The organism is Bradyrhizobium erythrophlei (assembly GCF_900129425.1).
Lineage (GTDB): Bacteria > Pseudomonadota > Alphaproteobacteria > Rhizobiales > Xanthobacteraceae > Bradyrhizobium > Bradyrhizobium erythrophlei_C.
The window spans coordinates 7879194-7894945 of the sequence record NZ_LT670817.1 but is presented as its reverse complement, the minus strand read 5'-3'; the positions used below and the strand labels follow the sequence as shown (position 1 = coordinate 7894945).

Sequence of the window (15752 nt, the reverse complement as noted above, 5' to 3'; positions counted from 1 at the left end):
TATCAGGAGATCAACGATGATTGACATCAAATCGAACTTGGCGGACGCCGTCGCGTTCGCCGTCAGCTTGCCGACTGATCAAGTGCATCTATGCGCTATTCATCCCGCTGGCAATCGTCCGGTAGTTGGCCAGAGCTTCCCGAAGACAGAATCCGGACAAGCCGCCATTTTGCGATGGCTGACCGAAGCCGACCGCAAGGGATACGGCATTTATTTCAACGCCAACGAAGTGAAGCCGCTCGGCAAGGGACGTGCGAAGGCGAAAGAGGCCGAAGTCTCGACCGTTCGCTTTCTGCACGTTGATGCTGATCTCCCCGCCGGCACCACGCGCGATAATGTTGAGACCGTACGCGCCGAACTGCTCGCGAAGATCAAAGCGGCTCCACTCGTGCCGTCGCTGATTATCAACTCGGGCAATGGGTTTGGATTGTTCTGGGAACTCGCCGAGCCGGTCACCGTCACCGCTGAGAATCTCGAAGATATCAAAGCCCGCAACGTAGCGTTGGCCGATCAACTCGGCGGGGACGACTGCGAGAACCTGGACCGCGTCATGCGGCTGCCGTTCACCGTCAACCGACCGAGCGCTAAGAAGATCAAGGCGGGCCGCGTGCCAGTGCTCGCCGACATCGTCACCGATCTTCGCAACTTCGTTGTGTATACGATCGACCAATTCGAGCGGGCTGCAAATGCTAATGAAGAGACCGCGACGTCGACGAAGTCGAGCCGGACGGCGTATGAGACAATCGGCTCGCCTGACATACCGGAAACGCTCGATCTCTCGACGCTCGACGAAAGTCTCCGCAGCATCATTGAGAACGGACCACCGACAAGTTACGCGAAGTCGCGCTCGGAAGCCGTCTACAGCTGCGCTTGCGATCTCCGCCGCATTGGCTGGAGCGATGGCGACATTCTTTTCGTGCTGACTAACCCGTCGAACGGCATCGCCGATCACATCTTCGATCAAAAGCAGCGCGAGCCGATTGAGCAGGCGAGCCGCGTCCTCATGGACATGCACCGCAAGGGCGTCGAGCAAGTCTTCATCGAAGCATCGGAAGATTTCGGCGACGAAGAGGTCGAAGAGTTCACCGCACCGCCTAGCCCCCTGACGGAATTTCGCGAGCAACTTGCCGGTTTCCGGTACTGTCTCGATCCGCCGAGCTTCATTCGTCGTGCCGACAAGAAAATGATCTCGGAGAAATCGTTCAACGGTCGTTATGCGCCGCTGGTGAACTGCATTCCGAAACTTGAATCCCGCTATAAGGACAGCGCGCCTAAGCTCGCGATCTCGCAAAGCGTGCTGGAACGTATCGATGGTACTTGCTATCGTCCTGGCGAGCCGGACGTATGCGGCAACTTATTCAACATGTGGCAAGACCCGAAGATTGAGCCATTACCCGAGACGCCGACAATTTTTCTAGCGCACATGACCTATCTGATCCCAGATCGGCGCGAGCGCGAACTAGCATTGAACTGGCTCGCATGGTGCGTGCAGAAGCCGAGCGAAAAACAGATGTTCGCGCTGTTGATCGTTGATGAAGGCGGGACCGGCAAGGGTTGGATTGGCTACATGCTCCGCGTCTTGCTGGGTGACCAGAATGTCGCAATGATCGAAAGCGACGACCCGGTCAAAGATATGTTCAATGGTTGGACGCTCAATCGCCAGCTAGGTTTCATTCACGAGCTTATGCCTGACCGCCGGGTCGATCTCGCGTCACGGCTTAAGGGCGTGATCACCGAATCGCACTTCTGGGTCAACGAGAAATTTATAGCGCGATTCCGAGCGGAGAATCGAACCAACCTGTTCTGCTGCTCTAACCATCGCGATGTCTTAAAGATCGCACGCAAAGATCGCCGATGGCTCGTTGTTCAAGGTGCATCCGACCCGTTCGGCGTTGATGACAATGGCGAGCCTACGGTGTTGACGACGCGCTACTATGAAATACTGTTCGGCTGTCTCGGTACGCCTGAAGCCCCCGGCGATGAGGTTCGCCGCATTAAGGGTTGGCTGATGACCCGTGATCTTTCGATGTATAATGGTAAGGGATTGGCGCCGCAGACTGAAATGAAAATCGAGGTCGCGGACAACCAGCATACTGATATCGAACAGACTGTGCTCGAAGCCCACCGAGATCGCACCGGTCCGTTCGTCGGCACACTCTGTACCGCTGCCGATGTAGCGGACAAGCTGGAATTCTCTTTCGAGGATAATCAGAAAGGGTTGGTGATGATCTCCAAGGCGATGCGCGAAGCCGGCTGCCGACAGCTTGACGGCAAGAACCGACAAATCCGCGTCGATGCAAAACAGGTGCGGCTCTGGGCGCTGTCAAAGAAGCTCGCGGCCAAATTCTCTACCATGGAGCCCGCCGCGCTCGCCGAGCTTTACAAGCGGCAGAAGACACGCAAGCCGATCATCCTCGACGACTATGATCCGGCAAGCTAGCACTACTTTGGCAGATTTATTCACGCCGTTGCGCCTCGGTGATTTGTCTTTTGCAGTACGGGCATCGCTGCGGCCGCGGTCGAACGATGAGTTCGACGATGGGGTGGCGTACGGCCGGCAGGCTCGGCTGAGGCGGTGGGCCGTTGATTCTTTTTTTTCCGTCCCGCTTGTGCGAGACGGCGGTGCTGGAGGAATGCGTAGGCGATCATGGTCATGAGCGCATGACGGCCTTGCCAGGATCGTCCCTCGAAGTGATCAAGCCCGAGTTCCTCTTTTAACTGCTGATGGGCCTGTTCGCAAATCCATCGCGCTTTGATCGTAGCAGCTAACGTGCGCAGATCCGTCTTGGCCGACAGATTGGCGAGATAATATTTCTTCTCTCCCGACGCCCGGTGTTCGCCGATGAGCCACGCTTCGTCCCCCGGAAGATGCTGCTGGCCCATGTCCTTGATCCGCTGCGGAGGTCCATCGGCGGTCCGCACGCGAACCGCGGCAAAGCGAGCTTCCAGCCGGCCCTTGGTCCCGTTTCTCCGCCAGCACATCCGCCGGCAGCGCTTTGTTCACGGCACTGGCACGCTCGGCGCTCGTAGAGGCGACGGCGCAGCTCTCGCGCGCGCTCGACCAGCTTGGCTTTTTGCCGGCTACCGCCGATCTGCGGCGCGAGCAGGTCAAGCTTCAGGTCGCGCTCGCAAACGCTCTGATGCACGTCAAAGGCTTCGCGGCGGACGAAACCAATGCGTCTCTCGACCAGGCACGCTTGTTCATCGAGCGAGCGAAAGACTGGGAGAACCTCCCGAAGACCCGTTGGTGCTATTCTCGGTCCTCTACGGCTTCTGGGTCGCCAAACTCATAGCGACGCCGTGCGCGAGCTCGGGCCCAATTCCTGGGGCTCGCGAATAAGCAAAGGGGACCGTCCCGATCATGATTGGGCACCGCCTCATGGGCAGGTCCCTACTGGATACGGGGGACATCGTTGAAAGCGCCGCGCGTAACTCGCAAGACTTTGCTTGCTGCTGACGCGCAACCGCGAGCGCACTCTCGAAATAAGCTTCCGCTTTCGCTGTATCCGGCTCGGGCGACATCAGCGCGATTTCGCCGGCCGTGCGAACTCGTTGTCAGGCGTATAGCTCAGCGAGCAGCGCCTCGGCCTTCTTCAAGTCGAGCGTGTCGAAACCTTCGGTGAACCAGCCGTAAATCGGGGCGAGCAGTTCGCGACGGTGCTGTGGCTTGCCTTGATCGCGCCAGAGCCGTGTCATGCTCATCGCCAGCTTCAACGCTCTCAGAGTTTCCAACCAAAATTCAACAGCCGTCCTCATCGCCACCGCCGGGGTCTCCGCGGCACGGCGAGCGGTCCTCCGCACCTCGTTAAGGTCGTGCAACCTCGGCGGCCTTGAACAGATCGCCAACGGCCATATAGACCCGCCGCCCGGAGACGCCTCGCGTATTCGCCGCAGAAACTCTTCCATTAACCGCTCTTGCGGCTGCTTCTTGCTCAAATGTGCCATGGAATTTCTCCGGGTCATTTGCAGCGCAGAACGCCGCCTCGTCTATGTGGTCCACCTTGCTGGGAGAGGCAGGCTGGCATCGGGCCGATCTCGCAGAAGCCCGAACTCGTGACGATGGGCTTAAACGATGCGCTGTATCGCACAAGCTTCCGCCAAGGGCGGCGAGAAGTCGATTATTTCTTTGGTCACCTCCACATGGTCGTGTCCGGCCATCCCTTTGCGGGCAGCGTTCTATGTTTCTGAACGGCGCGCTTTTTTCCAAGACTATTTTTTTATTTTTTTGGAAAGTGAGCACGCGTGAAGCCCCCCGTGCAATTTTTCGGAACTCCTCCCGTAAGCGAGCGACCCCATAGCTCCGCGCGGGCCGGTGTCCATAAGGAGCCCGAGCCGCCAACTCGCGTCAGTACGCTGTCACAGTCCCAGTCACACCGCCCCGTCCAAACTACTTTGTTTGCCTCTTAAAGGCTTACATACTCTATCTTGGGGTGTGACTGTGACGCTGTTCGATCATCGGCTTGGCGGCTCGCAGGCTGTCTAATTATCTAGGGCGCGCACTCATTAGCACGCAGCCAAATGCCGATTGATGTGAGCTTCCCGTGCGGCGGAACTCGACGATTAGTAACCCATGGGAAGCAACACACGGACGACGCCGTTGTCGAACAGCCCGAACTTTGCTGCCGCCCACGGCCAATCTTGGCTCAACGCTGGCCTTCGACGGGCAGTCGGACAGAGGCATATAAAGTAGTTTGGACGGGGCGGTGTGACTGGGACTGTGACAGCGTACTGACGCGAGTTGGCGGCTCGGGCTCCTTATGGACACCGGCCCGCGCGGAGCTATGGGGTCGCTCGCTTACGGGAGGAGTTCCGAAAAATTGCACGGGGGGCGTTAACCCATCTTCACACCCTTATACGCGCGCGCGAGGTTTTTCTAAACTATGCGTGACAGCCGACCGCCGGCCGCCATTGTGGCCACGCTTGGATCAGTACTCGCTGACCCTGGTTAAGATCGCGCCGACGTCGTTGGGCCTGCGCCTTGCAAGATAGGTCGGGTATGAGCTACGGGGTCAACCCCGCAACTGAGAGCCCCTCTGCAGAAAGCGGGCAGGGGGGCACGTCAACCCATCTTCACACCCTTATACGCCGCGCGACGAGGTTTTTCTAAACTATGCGTGACAGCCGACCGCCGGCCGCCATTGTGGCCACGCTTGGATCAGTACTCGCTGACCCTGGTTAAGATCGCGCCGACGTCGTTGGGCCTGCGCCTTGCAAGATAGGTCGGGTATGAGCTACGGGGTCACTCCGCAACTGAGAGCCCCTCTGCAGAAACGCGGCAGGGCCCGAACGGCGACACGCTGCATCGAGTTCCGAGCGTTGCATCGAACACTAAAGCCGGCTTCTTTCACCTCTTCGATACTTCGGTGTGGGCTCGTTGTTCGGCTACATCGCCGCCGAGCGGGTGACCTGCTTCTAGCGAGAGCTTCGGTTCTGATTCAACCAGAACCGAGCAAGCTTCAGGAGATCTGCCTTTTGCCGGTGCTTTGGTGATGATTTGGCTCAACATAGGGCCGGAACGTCGTCTTTTCCGTTCCGCAATCCGGGCAACGCCAATCTGGCGGGATTTTAGCGAACGGCGTGCCTGAGGCGATCGATTGGTCAGGCAGTCCGGAGGAGGGCTCATAGATGAAATAGCACCCGCCACACATGTATTTCTGGTGGCTGGTGAGTGGCTTGGCTGCCACGGGAAGCGGAGCATGACCGATGTCGACGGTGCTCGGCGTCGCGACCTGATCACCCACAGCGAGGCGGCCTCCTTCTCGCGCAATGAGATAGATCCCAAGTTCCTTATGCCCGAACGTTGCTCGCATCGAGCCGGGCAGATCGAGGTCTCGACGGCCGGTTTCCGGATTGACGTTGGTCGCGCCGCAGCGGCCGTTGCGCCGGTCAACGCGAAACAGCCCCTCTCCGATCCGGATGTCGCTGCCCACCCAATCGAACTCCTCCCAGGGTCTCGCTCCGTCGATGTAGAGATTCGCCCGAAACCGCAGCGGATCGATTTTGATCCCCCATTGTTCCTGGAGGACCAAATCGATCCAGAGCGCCCTTTCGTTCTAATTGGCGGCGACATCCGCTGTTGGCGCAATGCGGACGTACGGCGGATCAGCTAGGTCAGCTAATCGGCCAACATAGTGGGCATTTAGACTAGAGGGCTGTTCTTCTGGTCCACGGTCGGAGCGTTGGGTTGCCCACGCAGCAAATTTAGTCCAGCACCACCTGATCGCCTGTCCCTGTCGGAAACTCAATCTTGCTGGCAACTGATATCGAATCGGGCGATGCTCCTGCCTTATGCGAGAGGTCTGTAGCCTTTGGTTGGCGTTGGTCGAAGCGTTCCGGTCGCGGGTCTCGCTTGAGGCTGAAAACACGATTTTGCGTCATCAGCTTAACGTGTTGCGGCGGCAATCGCCGAAACGGCCGAGGTTCGGGATGCTGGACCGTCTGATATTCGCCGGCTTGTATCGTTTGGCTCCGAAGGTGCTGGGCGCCTTGGCGATCGTGAAGCCGGAGACCGTGATTAAATGGCACCGCGCCGGGTTCAGATCGTACTGGCGGTGGAAGTCGCGGCGCCGTGGCGGCCGACCAACTTTAGCGACTGAGATACGCAAGCTTATTCGCGAGATGAGCATTGCCAATCCTCTGTGGGGAGCGCCGCGGATCCATGGAGAACTCCTCAAGCTCGGCATCGATATCGGACAAACCAGCGTGGCCAAGTACATGGCCAAGCGAGGACACCCGCCATCCCAAGGCTGGAGGACGTTCCTTCGCAATCATGCCGACGGCATCGCCGCGATGGATCTGTTCGTCGTGCCGACAATCTCGTTTCGCCTGCTCTACGGCTTGTTGATTGTGGGGCATGGTCGACGGCAGATTTTATGGTTTGGCGTCACAGCGCATCCGACCGCAGAATGGATCGCCAATCAGATCACGCAAGCCTGCGGCTGGGAACAAGCTCCCCGCTATCTCATTCGTGACCGGGACGGGGCCTATGGTGAGGTCTTCATCCGAAGGCTTCGATCGATGGGCATCCGCGATCGACCGACGTCGCCGCGCTCCCCTTGGCAAAATGGATATGCTGAAAGGCTGATCGGCTCGATCCGCAGAGAATGCCTTGACCACGTTGTTGTGTTCAGTGAGTGCCACCTCCGTCACCTACTGCTGTCGTACATGAAATATTACAATGGGGCCCGCACGCATCTATCCCTGGCGAAAGATGCACCGGTCTCGCGTGCCGTCGATCGCGCCGGGCACATTCTTTGTCGCCCAATCCTGGGCGGACTGCATCACCAATATGCCCGGATTTAATTTACGACAGGCACAGCCAACTGAGGCGGCCGACGATGCTGTTACTATGACGCCTGCCGGACAGAACGGCCGCGCAATAGCGTGTATAAGACGCTCATTGCCGACTGTTTTCTGGGCGTCGGTAACAGAGAGTTCGGTAGCACTCCCGCCTGTTTAGGGGAGTGAGGCCATGCCGAATTCCAATGCGATTTTTGCGTCACTGTCCGCCAGCGACGCCTCCGCACTCCGGCCACATCTGAAAAGCGTTCACCTCGAATCGAGGAGGATTCTCTTCGATGTCGGGGATGTTATCGATTCGGTCTATTTCCCGACCAGCGCGGTGGTGTCGTTGGTGGTGGGTCTTTCCACGGGCGAAATGGTCGAAGGCGCAATGGTCGGTAAAGACAGCATTGTGGGCGTCGCCGCCGCGATGGATAGCAAGCTCGCCTTCACCCAAGCAATCGTGCAGCTTCCAGGCGATGCTTTTGTCTGCGATGCATCCGCCTTTAAAGGTGTTGCGATGCAAAGTGAACGGCTGCTAAGTTTGCTTTTCCGCCATGAGCAAGCGGTTTACGCGCAAGCTCAGCAATCAACCGCCTGCATGGCGGCTCACGACGTGCGGTCGCGGCTCTGTAGATGGCTTTTGCGAGCGCGGGATTTGTCCGGCGGCGATCACCTGGCATTCACCCAGGAGTTTTTGGCAGAAATGTTAGGTGTTCGGCGGACAAGCGTCACATTTGATGCGCATGCCCTACAGCAGGCCGGATTGATCAAGTATTCACGTGGCAAAATTCAAATTCTAAATGTTGACGGCCTGCATGAAGGCGCATGTGAATGCTACGAAACGGTAAGATCACAATATGCCAAGTTGCTGGGCAGGAACCGGAAGGCACATGATGCGCGCTCGATGAGCGGGGTCGCTCATGGATAGCGATCTCGGCCCGGCATTCAAAGATATGCTGAAGCCATACCGCTTCACCTTGCAGATGCCTGCATGCGTCACGACCTGCGCGACCGCGCGGGCGGAGCCCGAGGTCAACGACTCCAACTGGCCATCAGCGCGTTTGCAAAACCGCTCGGTGATCGCGGTTGCCACGATGCGCTCGCCGTCGCCGGTGGGGGTGAGGTCATAACCCTGCGACTTCTCCTTATCCATTGCAGCGCGTCGGCCTCCCTTTCAAATCCGAAAATCGTATCGACTTCGCCCCCGCGCCACATGACGCTTACAGATTTTTTACTCACTTGAAGCTGGCCAACTCCCATTGCTCCAATATCGCGACGACAGCCGCTGGGCTGCCGACGTCCTGAACGCCCGGCCCATGCAATACTGCCCCGACCTATCACCGATCATCATCATCCGGGTGCCCCCAGGCGCAAGGCGCGATCTCCCGCTCCATCGTCAGCTTGATCATATGGACGGGCGGAGCGTATCGGCCTTTCCTGCATGACCGGCATTTCAGCGCCGCTTCAAGTTTCCAGATCGGCGTGTCGCGCGGACACCGGATGACACCATTAGTCGATCCGAAGACTCTCAAGCTCAAGCTGCTCAAGGAATTCCGTCAAGGCCCGCCTGCCCGCAAGTCGCGCCGTCTCATGCGTGGTAAAGCCACCGCCTTCGATCCGCACGCCCATCGGTTCGCCTCGCCGAACAATTCGCCAGCGCCACGAAGGCGGGTAGACCGACTGGCGGGTCGCCATTACGTAATAGCCCCAATGGTTCCACTTGCGGCTCATAGCCTGCAATCCCTGCGCGCAGAAGGTTTAATCGCACCAAATTGCTATCGCAGTACCGTCCCGAATACGCGATCCCACAGCGTTGTGCTAACGCCGTAGTTTCGCGTCGCAAATCTATGATGGATTTGGTGATGATTGAGCAGTGATAACGGCAATTTATCGGGAGCATGATGCGCGCAGTGATGCACAAACAAATACCCGACATAGGCAACTAGCGCACCCGCAAGCAAAGCGCCGCCAGCAATCAAATATACCAACGCGAAACAAACCCATATCTGCCAAAAAATTGTAAGGACCGGCTCATCAGGATTGGCATGATGAATCCCATGCTTTCTTGGCGCGAGATCGTGCAGCACAAAACGATGAACGAGATATTCGGCAAGCGTCCACGCCACGACGCCACCGGCGAACGATGCTGCGGCGGCGGCTACTCTGAGCGGCGAGATCGCTAGCAGGAAGATTGCGAGCACAGAGACAACCAGCATTTCGCCGAAATAGATGATAGCGGTCATGGGCCCATCTGCGCGGGCGATGCTGATGCCAACACGGCCACCCGTGCGGCACTCTACATCCAAGGCGTCTAGCGACGCGACTATAATCTAATGCGGATTGATTGCACGGCATCACGGCGGCGCGATCCAAATCGTTTGGATATCAACGAGCATCGTCCGGATGTATCCACGCGTAAGGCGCGATCTCACGCTTTCGCTATCGGTGTTTCGCACAGACCATATTTCCAGCCGCCAATTCCGGTGATAGCATTCCCTTCGCGGCGTATCCCCTGTTTGGAAACCTGACAGAATGGGATTGCACGAATGAAGATCGTCGCCCTGTTATTTGCCTTCGTGTTGACCGGATGCACTGGCGACCGGCTTAAAACCGAGACGAACCCAACTGCCGTCGCCCTGAGCGCCCCGCCCGTGGCCGCTGCGCTCGCCGCTACGGTGATGGCGGCCACGGCGATCTAAGCCGTGGGCGAGGCTAGCGCGGCCTCGGTCCTATCGCCAATCATGATCTCCCGGGATGCGCTTAAGGATAGGCCGTGATCTCGCGCTCTTGCGTTAGCTTGATCATGTCGATGCTGCGCCCGCGTGATAGCCGATCTGGAAACTTGAAGCGGCGCTGAAATGCCGGTCATGCCAGAAGGGCGAAACGCGCCGCCCCTGCACCGCTGAACCCGAGTCGGCTTCGACCGGCTCGGGTTTCGCTTTTTGTGCTATTCAAGAATGCTACTGCTTACTCGGGTCATCGGCTGGATTAACGTAAGTTATCGCGAATGGCCCTTGACCATGAAGTTGAACGACGGAAGGACTGCTTACCCAACCGTAGTGGTTCATTTTGGCAGGTGCTTCGGCGTATCCGCCCGCCGTTAGCTCGATTGCTTTGCTCTCATCGAATTTGTCGCCCATTCCGATATGAAAGTTGCCTGATATGACAGTAGCGCTTTCATCCGTTGGATGATTATGAGCGGGAACCTTATAACCGCTCGGCATTTTTAGGCGAAGAACGAAGGGGCCATCTTTGGAGGGGTCCCCCGAGAGAACGGCGATTTCCGCTCCCTTCGGCAACGCGGGAGGTGCTGGTCCCCATTTGAGGTCGCCAGAGTTGATTGGCATTTTCATATCATCGGCAATGGCCGTGTTCGCACCTGCCAAGACGAAAGCCAAGGCGATCAATCGGCGGGGCATGATTACCTCCTTTTTTGGTGAAGTATTATCCTGTGCCAATGGTGAACCAAGTCAATTGATATTCCCGCTGTCGCTCAACCTGATTGCCGGACTTCCCATTTTGCGGATTGCTAGTCCCAGCAAAAAGTGACAGGGACGCTGACCTCGGCTTGCCAACGCTGGAATGAAAGGGCGTGGTCGCCGCCGCCGATCAAGCGATCAGTGGCGGCTTTCCATCGCTGGCGGTCCAGTGCTCGCGAATGCAGAACGGCCGATAAGGAGGATCGGGCGGCGGCGTGACACCCCTTCCACGGAACTTTTTTGGCAATGGCGGATTGACTGATGGGTGAACACTCGCGGGGAGTGTTGCCATGCATCTTCATACATATCGGGACGAAAGCGGCTCTAGACACTTCGACTTGATCAGCGGAGGAAAGCAACCAAGGTCAATTGATCTGGTCTTGGCTGTGACTTTTGGCATGTTGGTGGTAGGTTTCGCCTGTGCCCTCATGGTCTCCTTCGCATCGATGGTGTCCAGTTTGAGCCAGTGGGTCCACTAGAGAAGAATGCCCTTGTTCAACCGTGGGCCGGTCGCGTGATGTACGCGAGCGCCTGCGGCGGACCCCGGCTTTCGTGCCGGGGTTTTGTTTGCGGTGCCCCAAGGCGTCGGATGCTGCGGCGCGGCGCGCAGGTATGGGCGACTTATCTGACAAGTCGCGGGTATTGCTGGAATGAATTGACACATGCGGGCTTGAGTCCCGGTCCTGTTGCAGTTGGTGGGAGTTGCCATGAGCAACGCCCGCGCCGACCGATATCGCAGACTGGCCCGCGCCGAGCAGGACAAGGCCAAGGCGGATCTGCTGCATAAGCTCGCGGATGAATGTGACCGGGGACTTCTCTGCACCGCCGAATGGCTTTCGGCCCGGCCATCGCTCGAAAATGAGCAGCCTCCAAAAGCAGGAAACGCAAGGCATAGCGGGCGGGGCCCATATCAATACCTACGTTGAAAAACCCGTTCTCCGAGATTGACCTTCGACCCGTCGCGGTAGGACAAGCATTGGGGACACCGGAAGCTGGCGCAGGATCAATGACGGAAGCTCGCAATCATCGCGGCTTCGATCCTGATGGCGTCGCCGATAGCGAAGCCGATCATTTCGGAAAGGGGCGCATAACAGAGGCCGCCAACTGAGACGGCCTTACTTCCGGACGACGCGGCCCTGTTCCCGCACGAGCGCGCTGTATCGGTCGATCTGGCCAGCAAGTCTTGACCAGCTAGAAGAGATATTTCTTAGAACCTCGGCTTGATCCTTGCTCTGCGTTGATTTCATCAGGCGAATACATTCTTTCGCCTGATCTCGGCAGTGTTGTGCATTGTCCATGGCCACTCCCCAAAACCAAAAGGGACCAGTCGCTTAGGGATGCGATGGAAAGGGGCCAGTACCGCCCCTTGAGTAACACAGATGCTTGCGGCATTCGTTAGCGAATGCGCGCATCGATGCCCTACGTCTTGATCGTGATTTTATCGTTATTTTCTTCGCAATGGCGATTTGGTTTGCATTGGGCAACCCGCTACATGGCCTCAACTGAGGCGGCCTTTCTCGCTATGTTCACGCGGATTAATTTCCCTGACGTAGATCAGCGGTGGGTAGAACAAAATCAAAACAGGCCACTGCCAAATTCAAATTAGACCACTAGGGGTTAAAACAGGCCAGTACCAACAGGCCCATAGGAACAGGCCGAGAAACCAGAACTTTCGGTGAATGAGGTGAGCGGCAAGTGGACGTCGGTCGGCCTGTGATGCCATCACCATCGGGCGGCCTCGCTTCGATTTCACCTCCCTGAACAGGGCGGTGTCTTGCGATCCTGACGGCGTGGCCGAAACCGAGGCCGATCATTTCGGCAATTGTCCGATCCGCCAGCGAGTCCGCCTATAAGTTGGAACCGATTGTTAACTCCCCTTGATAACCGCAGCTCAAGAACTTTCTTCCACGGTTGCCAAAAAGGGGCGGCTGGAATGGATGAAAAACGGAGGGCTAATCGACGTCGGGTCCTCAAAGGCGCGACTATCGAATTCAACTGCGGCGCACACAATTGCTCGGTTCGAAACTTGTCAGAGGCGGGTGCAGCCCTTGACGTTCCATATGCGGTAACTATTCCTCACGAATTCACGCTGATCATGCAGACCGATGGGGCAAGCCGGAATTGCCGCGTCATATGGCGCAAAGACAACCGGCTCGGCGTCACGTTCGAACAAGTCGCCAATCAGCCAGAGCTTTAGCCGAGGTTCGCCCGCGCACTTGATCAAGGGGCCGCAAACTGAGGCGGCCTTATACTGGCGGATTCAGGTTACTGTGGATCCAGCCAGCAGAGGCAGATTTCATTGGGTCCGTGCAGACTGCGATCATATCGGTACAATCGCACTTTGTGCACTCAAAGGTGCGATAGTCGTACCCCTTAGGGCCGGGCATGATCCGCGCCAAATTCATTCGAGTTTGGCACTTCCGACAGCGGGGCCGCTCGATCAGGATCAGCGATGGTTCTGTGGGATAAGCCAGATGCATGTGATGCTCCTCTACACTAAGGCGGGAGCGCAACACTCTCAGTCACCGATGACAGCCGGGACGGGGCGGTGATCGGGCACTCTACACCGGCAATATGTCCGGGAGCTGACGTAAAAGTGTAATCTAGGACACGATTTCAATCGGCCAAATTGAACTAGGCCACTGCGAAATTCAAATTAGGCCACTGAGGGTCAAACAGGCCAGCACCCCCACCGGATGCTATCCGAATTGGAACAGTCAATATTTCAAATTAGGACGGAACGATTCATCTTGGGGGTTCTTGGTCCCTTAGCTTTTGGCGATCCTATCTCCGAAAGCCAAGCCACCGACCGGTCTACATTTTGCCCCAATGCCCGGCGGGAGGTCTCAAGCGGCCTCAGATGCCCCCCCACTGAGGCCGTTTTGTTTGGAAAAAGAGGCCGCCAACTGAGGCGGTCTAGTCCAACGTCTCCGCTACAAGGCGGATTCTAAACACCGGCTCTTTGGCCTGGTCCAGGAGTTCGACCTGCCACTCGGCGTTTTGTTTTAGATCGCGCGCAGCGCCGTCGATCAGATCGCCGCAGACTTTCGTCATCTCTGCCCAAGCAGCATTACGGTCGACGACATCAAAGTCTGGATCGGAAACGCCACAGTATTTCCCGTGGATGATTCTGAAAAAATAGAGCCCCATGTGCCACTCCTTTCCGTTTTAGGGCGACTCAAGCACCGAGAAGATTACTCGTCTATCGGGATCAAACGACGAAGATACGGCCGCCGTAAAACTACCGGTCGCGTTCATTGTGGATACTCGTGCACCCCTGCCGGGGCGGAGCTGTTCGCGGTATCGGGCGGCAGGTGGAAATGGTCGGTCGCGTTCGACACAGGCGTATCGACGGAATTCGCTAAAGAGCGCTTTCCAATGCGAGCGGCGGATGGATCGACATGCGCGATCTCGGCGCGGTGCTAGATCACAAAGGGGGCCGCGCGGCCTGCGACATGCCGCAGTAGCCCCATCCCCGAGTTTGCGCTAACGCTTCCCTAAAAAACCAGACCACAGCCTGTCAGCAAGCCAGATCAAAAAGATCGCAAGAAACGAGAGAGCGAATAGTTCTGCGGTGAACAGAAATGCTTGCGCGGCACTTGTCATGGCGTCCTCCCCTGTTGTTGATTTTTTGCTCCGTTCGTTCTCAGGGTGATACTCAGAGTATGCATAATTGCCGACAGCCGCCGAACCGATGTTGCGATAGATCAACTTCGGAGCCGCTCTGGTTTGCGAGGCGCGCGAGCGCCGCCCATGCAGCGGTCTATTGATCGACGGAGTGGACGCCGGGCGGATCAAACGCTTATGGTCGCGGATCCTTTGGGACAAGACGTCCGTCTTTCACCCTGTAAGAAACTGCGACACGGTCTATTGGCTTCCTGTCCTTGGCTATTTCCTCGGCAAGCAACGTCAGCAGCATTTTGTGCCGTTGCTGGTCGCTCGATGGATCGAGCCTGGACTCGGATACGAGCCGTCGATAGAGGCCGATGTTTGCTGTGTTGACGAAGCGCTCCATTGCGACCTCCATGGGCCGTGAGCGAAGGCGGCGTGCCACCGGAACCCGACTATGTGAGGTTCCAAATTCAATGCAATTAAATTAGCGAACGCGGTGAACTAAATGTGGGACAGCATCACTGCCTTAGCCGACTGTTGCGAGGCTCGTTTTGTTGGCCCGGAGGGCGCTTGAACGGCAACAAAGCTCGCGGCAGATTCCTCGACGCGCCGCCAAGCGGCGCGATGTGCATGCTCATCCGCCAAGGCTTTCGCCGCGTCCGCCTGCTTGATGATCGTGTCGACCTGATCGCCGTTCATTGTACGGCGGACGATTAGCTCGGCCGTCAACGCGCGCACGATATGCTCTCGCGGTCGCAACAGTGCGGCGGCCTCCCCGCCCAACACCGTGCCGCGCTTCCTGGCCGCAGCCAGCGCCGCCTTGGTGCGGGCCGAGATCATGCGCCCCTCCTCCTCCTCGGCCGCCATCGCCATGATGCCGACCGTGAGCCGGTTGGCATTCGGCATGTCGGCGGAAACGAAGTCGACCCAACGTCGGCACCGCAGCCGTGCGGTATTCTATTGCCAACCGAGGCGGTTTACTTTGCGCCTGACCCGCGCTGCAGTTTCAGCCGCCCGCCAAGGACGACCGGGTTTCCGCGACCGCGCCGCTACCGGGTGGCTGGCTGTTGATCTGCTGTTTCATAATAGCTGAGGGCTTGAACACCACCACGCGTCGCGGAGAGATCGGCACCTCGATGCCGGTCTTGGGATTGCGCCCGAGACGTCCGCCTTTTTCGCGTACCATGAATGACCCGAACGAAGACAGCTTCACCGTCTCGCCCTTCTCCAAGCAGTCGGTGATCTCTTGCAAGACCAGTTCAACAAAAGCGGATGATTCAGTTCGGGACAGTCCTACCTTCTGGTAGACCGCCTCGTACAGATCGACGCGTGTGACCGCTCTGCTAGTTTTTGGCATCGCACGGCCCCCCAGTGTGC

General features: G+C 57.8%; 17 protein-coding genes and 2 pseudogenes. 8 read left to right on the top strand and 11 right to left on the bottom strand.

The features are described from left to right. The first annotated feature begins 16 nt into the window (after positions 1–16). Complete coding sequence (locus B5527_RS37530) at positions 17–2440, top strand: DUF5906 domain-containing protein (protein ID WP_079605973.1); 2424 nt, start codon at positions 17–19, stop codon at positions 2438–2440. A 20-nt stretch (positions 2441–2460) separates the two neighbouring features. Here the strand turns inward: B5527_RS37530 and B5527_RS37525 are convergent. Then, positions 2461–2970 (bottom strand): annotated as a pseudogene (locus tag B5527_RS37525) (transposase); the annotation flags it as partial. A gap of 26 nt (positions 2971–2996) precedes the next feature. Here B5527_RS37525 and B5527_RS37520 point away from each other — a divergent pair. Then, on the top strand, positions 2997–3293 hold the full coding sequence (locus B5527_RS37520) for a hypothetical protein (RefSeq protein ID WP_079605972.1): 297 nt from the start codon (positions 2997–2999) through the stop codon (positions 3291–3293). Between the two features lie 262 nt (positions 3294–3555). Here B5527_RS37520 and B5527_RS37515 read toward each other — a convergent pair whose 3' ends face one another. Both B5527_RS37515 and B5527_RS47930 read right to left on the bottom strand, forming a co-directional pair. Further along, complete coding sequence (locus B5527_RS37515) at positions 3556–3945, bottom strand: hypothetical protein (protein ID WP_079605971.1); 390 nt, start codon at positions 3943–3945, stop codon at positions 3556–3558. Between the two features lie 1511 nt (positions 3946–5456). Next, entirely contained in the window at positions 5457–6029 is a 573-nt protein-coding gene (locus B5527_RS47930) for a rubredoxin (protein WP_079605970.1), read from the bottom strand. Between the two features lie 397 nt (positions 6030–6426). Here B5527_RS47930 and B5527_RS46900 point away from each other — a divergent pair, with 397 nt between their 5' ends. The 3 genes from B5527_RS46900 (at position 6427) to B5527_RS45580 (ending at position 8414) form a co-directional block, all read left to right on the top strand. Continuing rightward, on the top strand, positions 6427–7302 hold the full coding sequence (locus B5527_RS46900; RefSeq protein ID WP_245332405.1) for an integrase core domain-containing protein: 876 nt from the start codon (positions 6427–6429) through the stop codon (positions 7300–7302). A 169-nt stretch (positions 7303–7471) separates the two neighbouring features. Continuing rightward, positions 7472–8212 (top strand): Crp/Fnr family transcriptional regulator, encoded by a 741-nt coding sequence (locus B5527_RS37500; protein WP_079605968.1) that lies wholly within the window; start codon positions 7472–7474, stop codon positions 8210–8212. After that, a complete protein-coding gene (locus B5527_RS45580; protein ID WP_172842429.1) occupies positions 8205–8414 on the top strand; it encodes a hypothetical protein in 210 nt (69 codons plus the stop codon). Before B5527_RS37500 ends, B5527_RS45580 begins: the two co-directional genes overlap by 8 nt. Positions 8415–8793: 379 nt before the next feature. On the opposite strand, the gene B5527_RS45575 is transcribed toward B5527_RS45580, so the two are convergent. Continuing rightward, entirely contained in the window at positions 8794–9015 is a 222-nt protein-coding gene (locus B5527_RS45575; RefSeq protein WP_172842786.1) for a hypothetical protein, read from the bottom strand. Between the two features lie 44 nt (positions 9016–9059). Then, positions 9060–9527, bottom strand: coding sequence for a sterol desaturase family protein (locus tag B5527_RS37490; RefSeq protein ID WP_079605966.1), 468 nt, complete (start codon positions 9525–9527; stop codon positions 9060–9062). Between the two features lie 303 nt (positions 9528–9830). On the opposite strand from B5527_RS37490, the gene B5527_RS44920 reads away from it, so the two are divergent. Continuing rightward, positions 9831–9983 (top strand): hypothetical protein, encoded by a 153-nt coding sequence (locus B5527_RS44920; protein WP_154072736.1) that lies wholly within the window; start codon positions 9831–9833, stop codon positions 9981–9983. A gap of 261 nt (positions 9984–10244) precedes the next feature. On the opposite strand, the gene B5527_RS37485 is transcribed toward B5527_RS44920, so the two are convergent. Beyond that, complete coding sequence (locus B5527_RS37485) at positions 10245–10703, bottom strand: cupin domain-containing protein (protein WP_079607804.1); 459 nt, start codon at positions 10701–10703, stop codon at positions 10245–10247. Between the two features lie 767 nt (positions 10704–11470). Here B5527_RS37485 and B5527_RS44915 point away from each other — a divergent pair. Together B5527_RS44915 and B5527_RS37475 are read left to right on the top strand one after the other, a co-directional pair. Further along, complete coding sequence (locus B5527_RS44915; protein ID WP_154072735.1) at positions 11471–11689, top strand: hypothetical protein; 219 nt, start codon at positions 11471–11473, stop codon at positions 11687–11689. 1007 nt (positions 11690–12696) lie between these two features. Continuing rightward, complete coding sequence (locus tag B5527_RS37475; RefSeq protein WP_079605964.1) at positions 12697–12960, top strand: PilZ domain-containing protein; 264 nt, start codon at positions 12697–12699, stop codon at positions 12958–12960. Positions 12961–13679: 719 nt separating this feature from the next. Here the strand turns inward: B5527_RS37475 and B5527_RS37465 are convergent. The 5 genes and pseudogenes from B5527_RS37465 to B5527_RS37450 all read right to left on the bottom strand — a co-directional run bounded on the left by B5527_RS37465 (position 13680) and on the right by B5527_RS37450 (position 15732). Then, entirely contained in the window at positions 13680–13913 is a 234-nt protein-coding gene (locus tag B5527_RS37465; RefSeq protein ID WP_079605962.1) for a DUF6894 family protein, read from the bottom strand. Positions 13914–14249: 336 nt separating this feature from the next. Next, entirely contained in the window at positions 14250–14474 is a 225-nt protein-coding gene (locus B5527_RS44910) for a hypothetical protein (protein ID WP_154072734.1), read from the bottom strand. A gap of 91 nt (positions 14475–14565) precedes the next feature. Continuing rightward, complete coding sequence (locus tag B5527_RS37460; protein WP_154072733.1) at positions 14566–14778, bottom strand: hypothetical protein; 213 nt, start codon at positions 14776–14778, stop codon at positions 14566–14568. 367 nt (positions 14779–15145) lie between these two features. Next, positions 15146–15302: pseudogene (locus B5527_RS37455) on the bottom strand (recombinase family protein); the annotation flags it as partial. A 79-nt stretch (positions 15303–15381) separates the two neighbouring features. Next, the gene (locus tag B5527_RS37450; RefSeq protein WP_079605960.1) at positions 15382–15732 is read right to left on the bottom strand and encodes an integration host factor subunit alpha; all 351 of its coding nucleotides are present in this window, start codon (positions 15730–15732) and stop codon (positions 15382–15384) included. Positions 15733–15752 lie beyond the last annotated feature (20 nt).

What these genes read in the sequence shown, in the direction of transcription:
- B5527_RS46900 (WP_245332405.1), top strand. Translation starts at nt 6,427, where the DNA reads ATGCTGGACCGTCTGATATTCGCCGGCTTGTATCGTTTGGCTCCGAAG.
- B5527_RS44920 (WP_154072736.1), top strand. Translation starts at nt 9,831, where the DNA reads ATGAAGATCGTCGCCCTGTTATTTGCCTTCGTGTTGACCGGATGCACT.
- B5527_RS37465 (WP_079605962.1), bottom strand. Translation starts at nt 13,913, where the DNA reads ATGGGGCTCTATTTTTTCAGAATCATCCACGGGAAATACTGTGGCGTT.
- B5527_RS37515 (WP_079605971.1), bottom strand. Translation starts at nt 3,945, where the DNA reads ATGGCACATTTGAGCAAGAAGCAGCCGCAAGAGCGGTTAATGGAAGAG.
- B5527_RS37530 (WP_079605973.1), top strand. Translation starts at nt 17, where the DNA reads ATGATTGACATCAAATCGAACTTGGCGGACGCCGTCGCGTTCGCCGTC.
- B5527_RS37500 (WP_079605968.1), top strand. Translation starts at nt 7,472, where the DNA reads ATGCCGAATTCCAATGCGATTTTTGCGTCACTGTCCGCCAGCGACGCC.
- B5527_RS44915 (WP_154072735.1), top strand. Translation starts at nt 11,471, where the DNA reads ATGAGCAACGCCCGCGCCGACCGATATCGCAGACTGGCCCGCGCCGAG.
- B5527_RS45575 (WP_172842786.1), bottom strand. Translation starts at nt 9,015, where the DNA reads ATGAGCCGCAAGTGGAACCATTGGGGCTATTACGTAATGGCGACCCGC.
- B5527_RS37490 (WP_079605966.1), bottom strand. Translation starts at nt 9,527, where the DNA reads ATGACCGCTATCATCTATTTCGGCGAAATGCTGGTTGTCTCTGTGCTC.
- B5527_RS37450 (WP_079605960.1), bottom strand. Translation starts at nt 15,732, where the DNA reads ATGCCAAAAACTAGCAGAGCGGTCACACGCGTCGATCTGTACGAGGCG.
- B5527_RS45580 (WP_172842429.1), top strand. Translation starts at nt 8,205, where the DNA reads ATGGATAGCGATCTCGGCCCGGCATTCAAAGATATGCTGAAGCCATAC.
- B5527_RS37460 (WP_154072733.1), bottom strand. Translation starts at nt 14,778, where the DNA reads ATGGAGCGCTTCGTCAACACAGCAAACATCGGCCTCTATCGACGGCTC.
- B5527_RS37485 (WP_079607804.1), bottom strand. Translation starts at nt 10,703, where the DNA reads ATGCCCCGCCGATTGATCGCCTTGGCTTTCGTCTTGGCAGGTGCGAAC.
- B5527_RS37475 (WP_079605964.1), top strand. Translation starts at nt 12,697, where the DNA reads ATGGATGAAAAACGGAGGGCTAATCGACGTCGGGTCCTCAAAGGCGCG.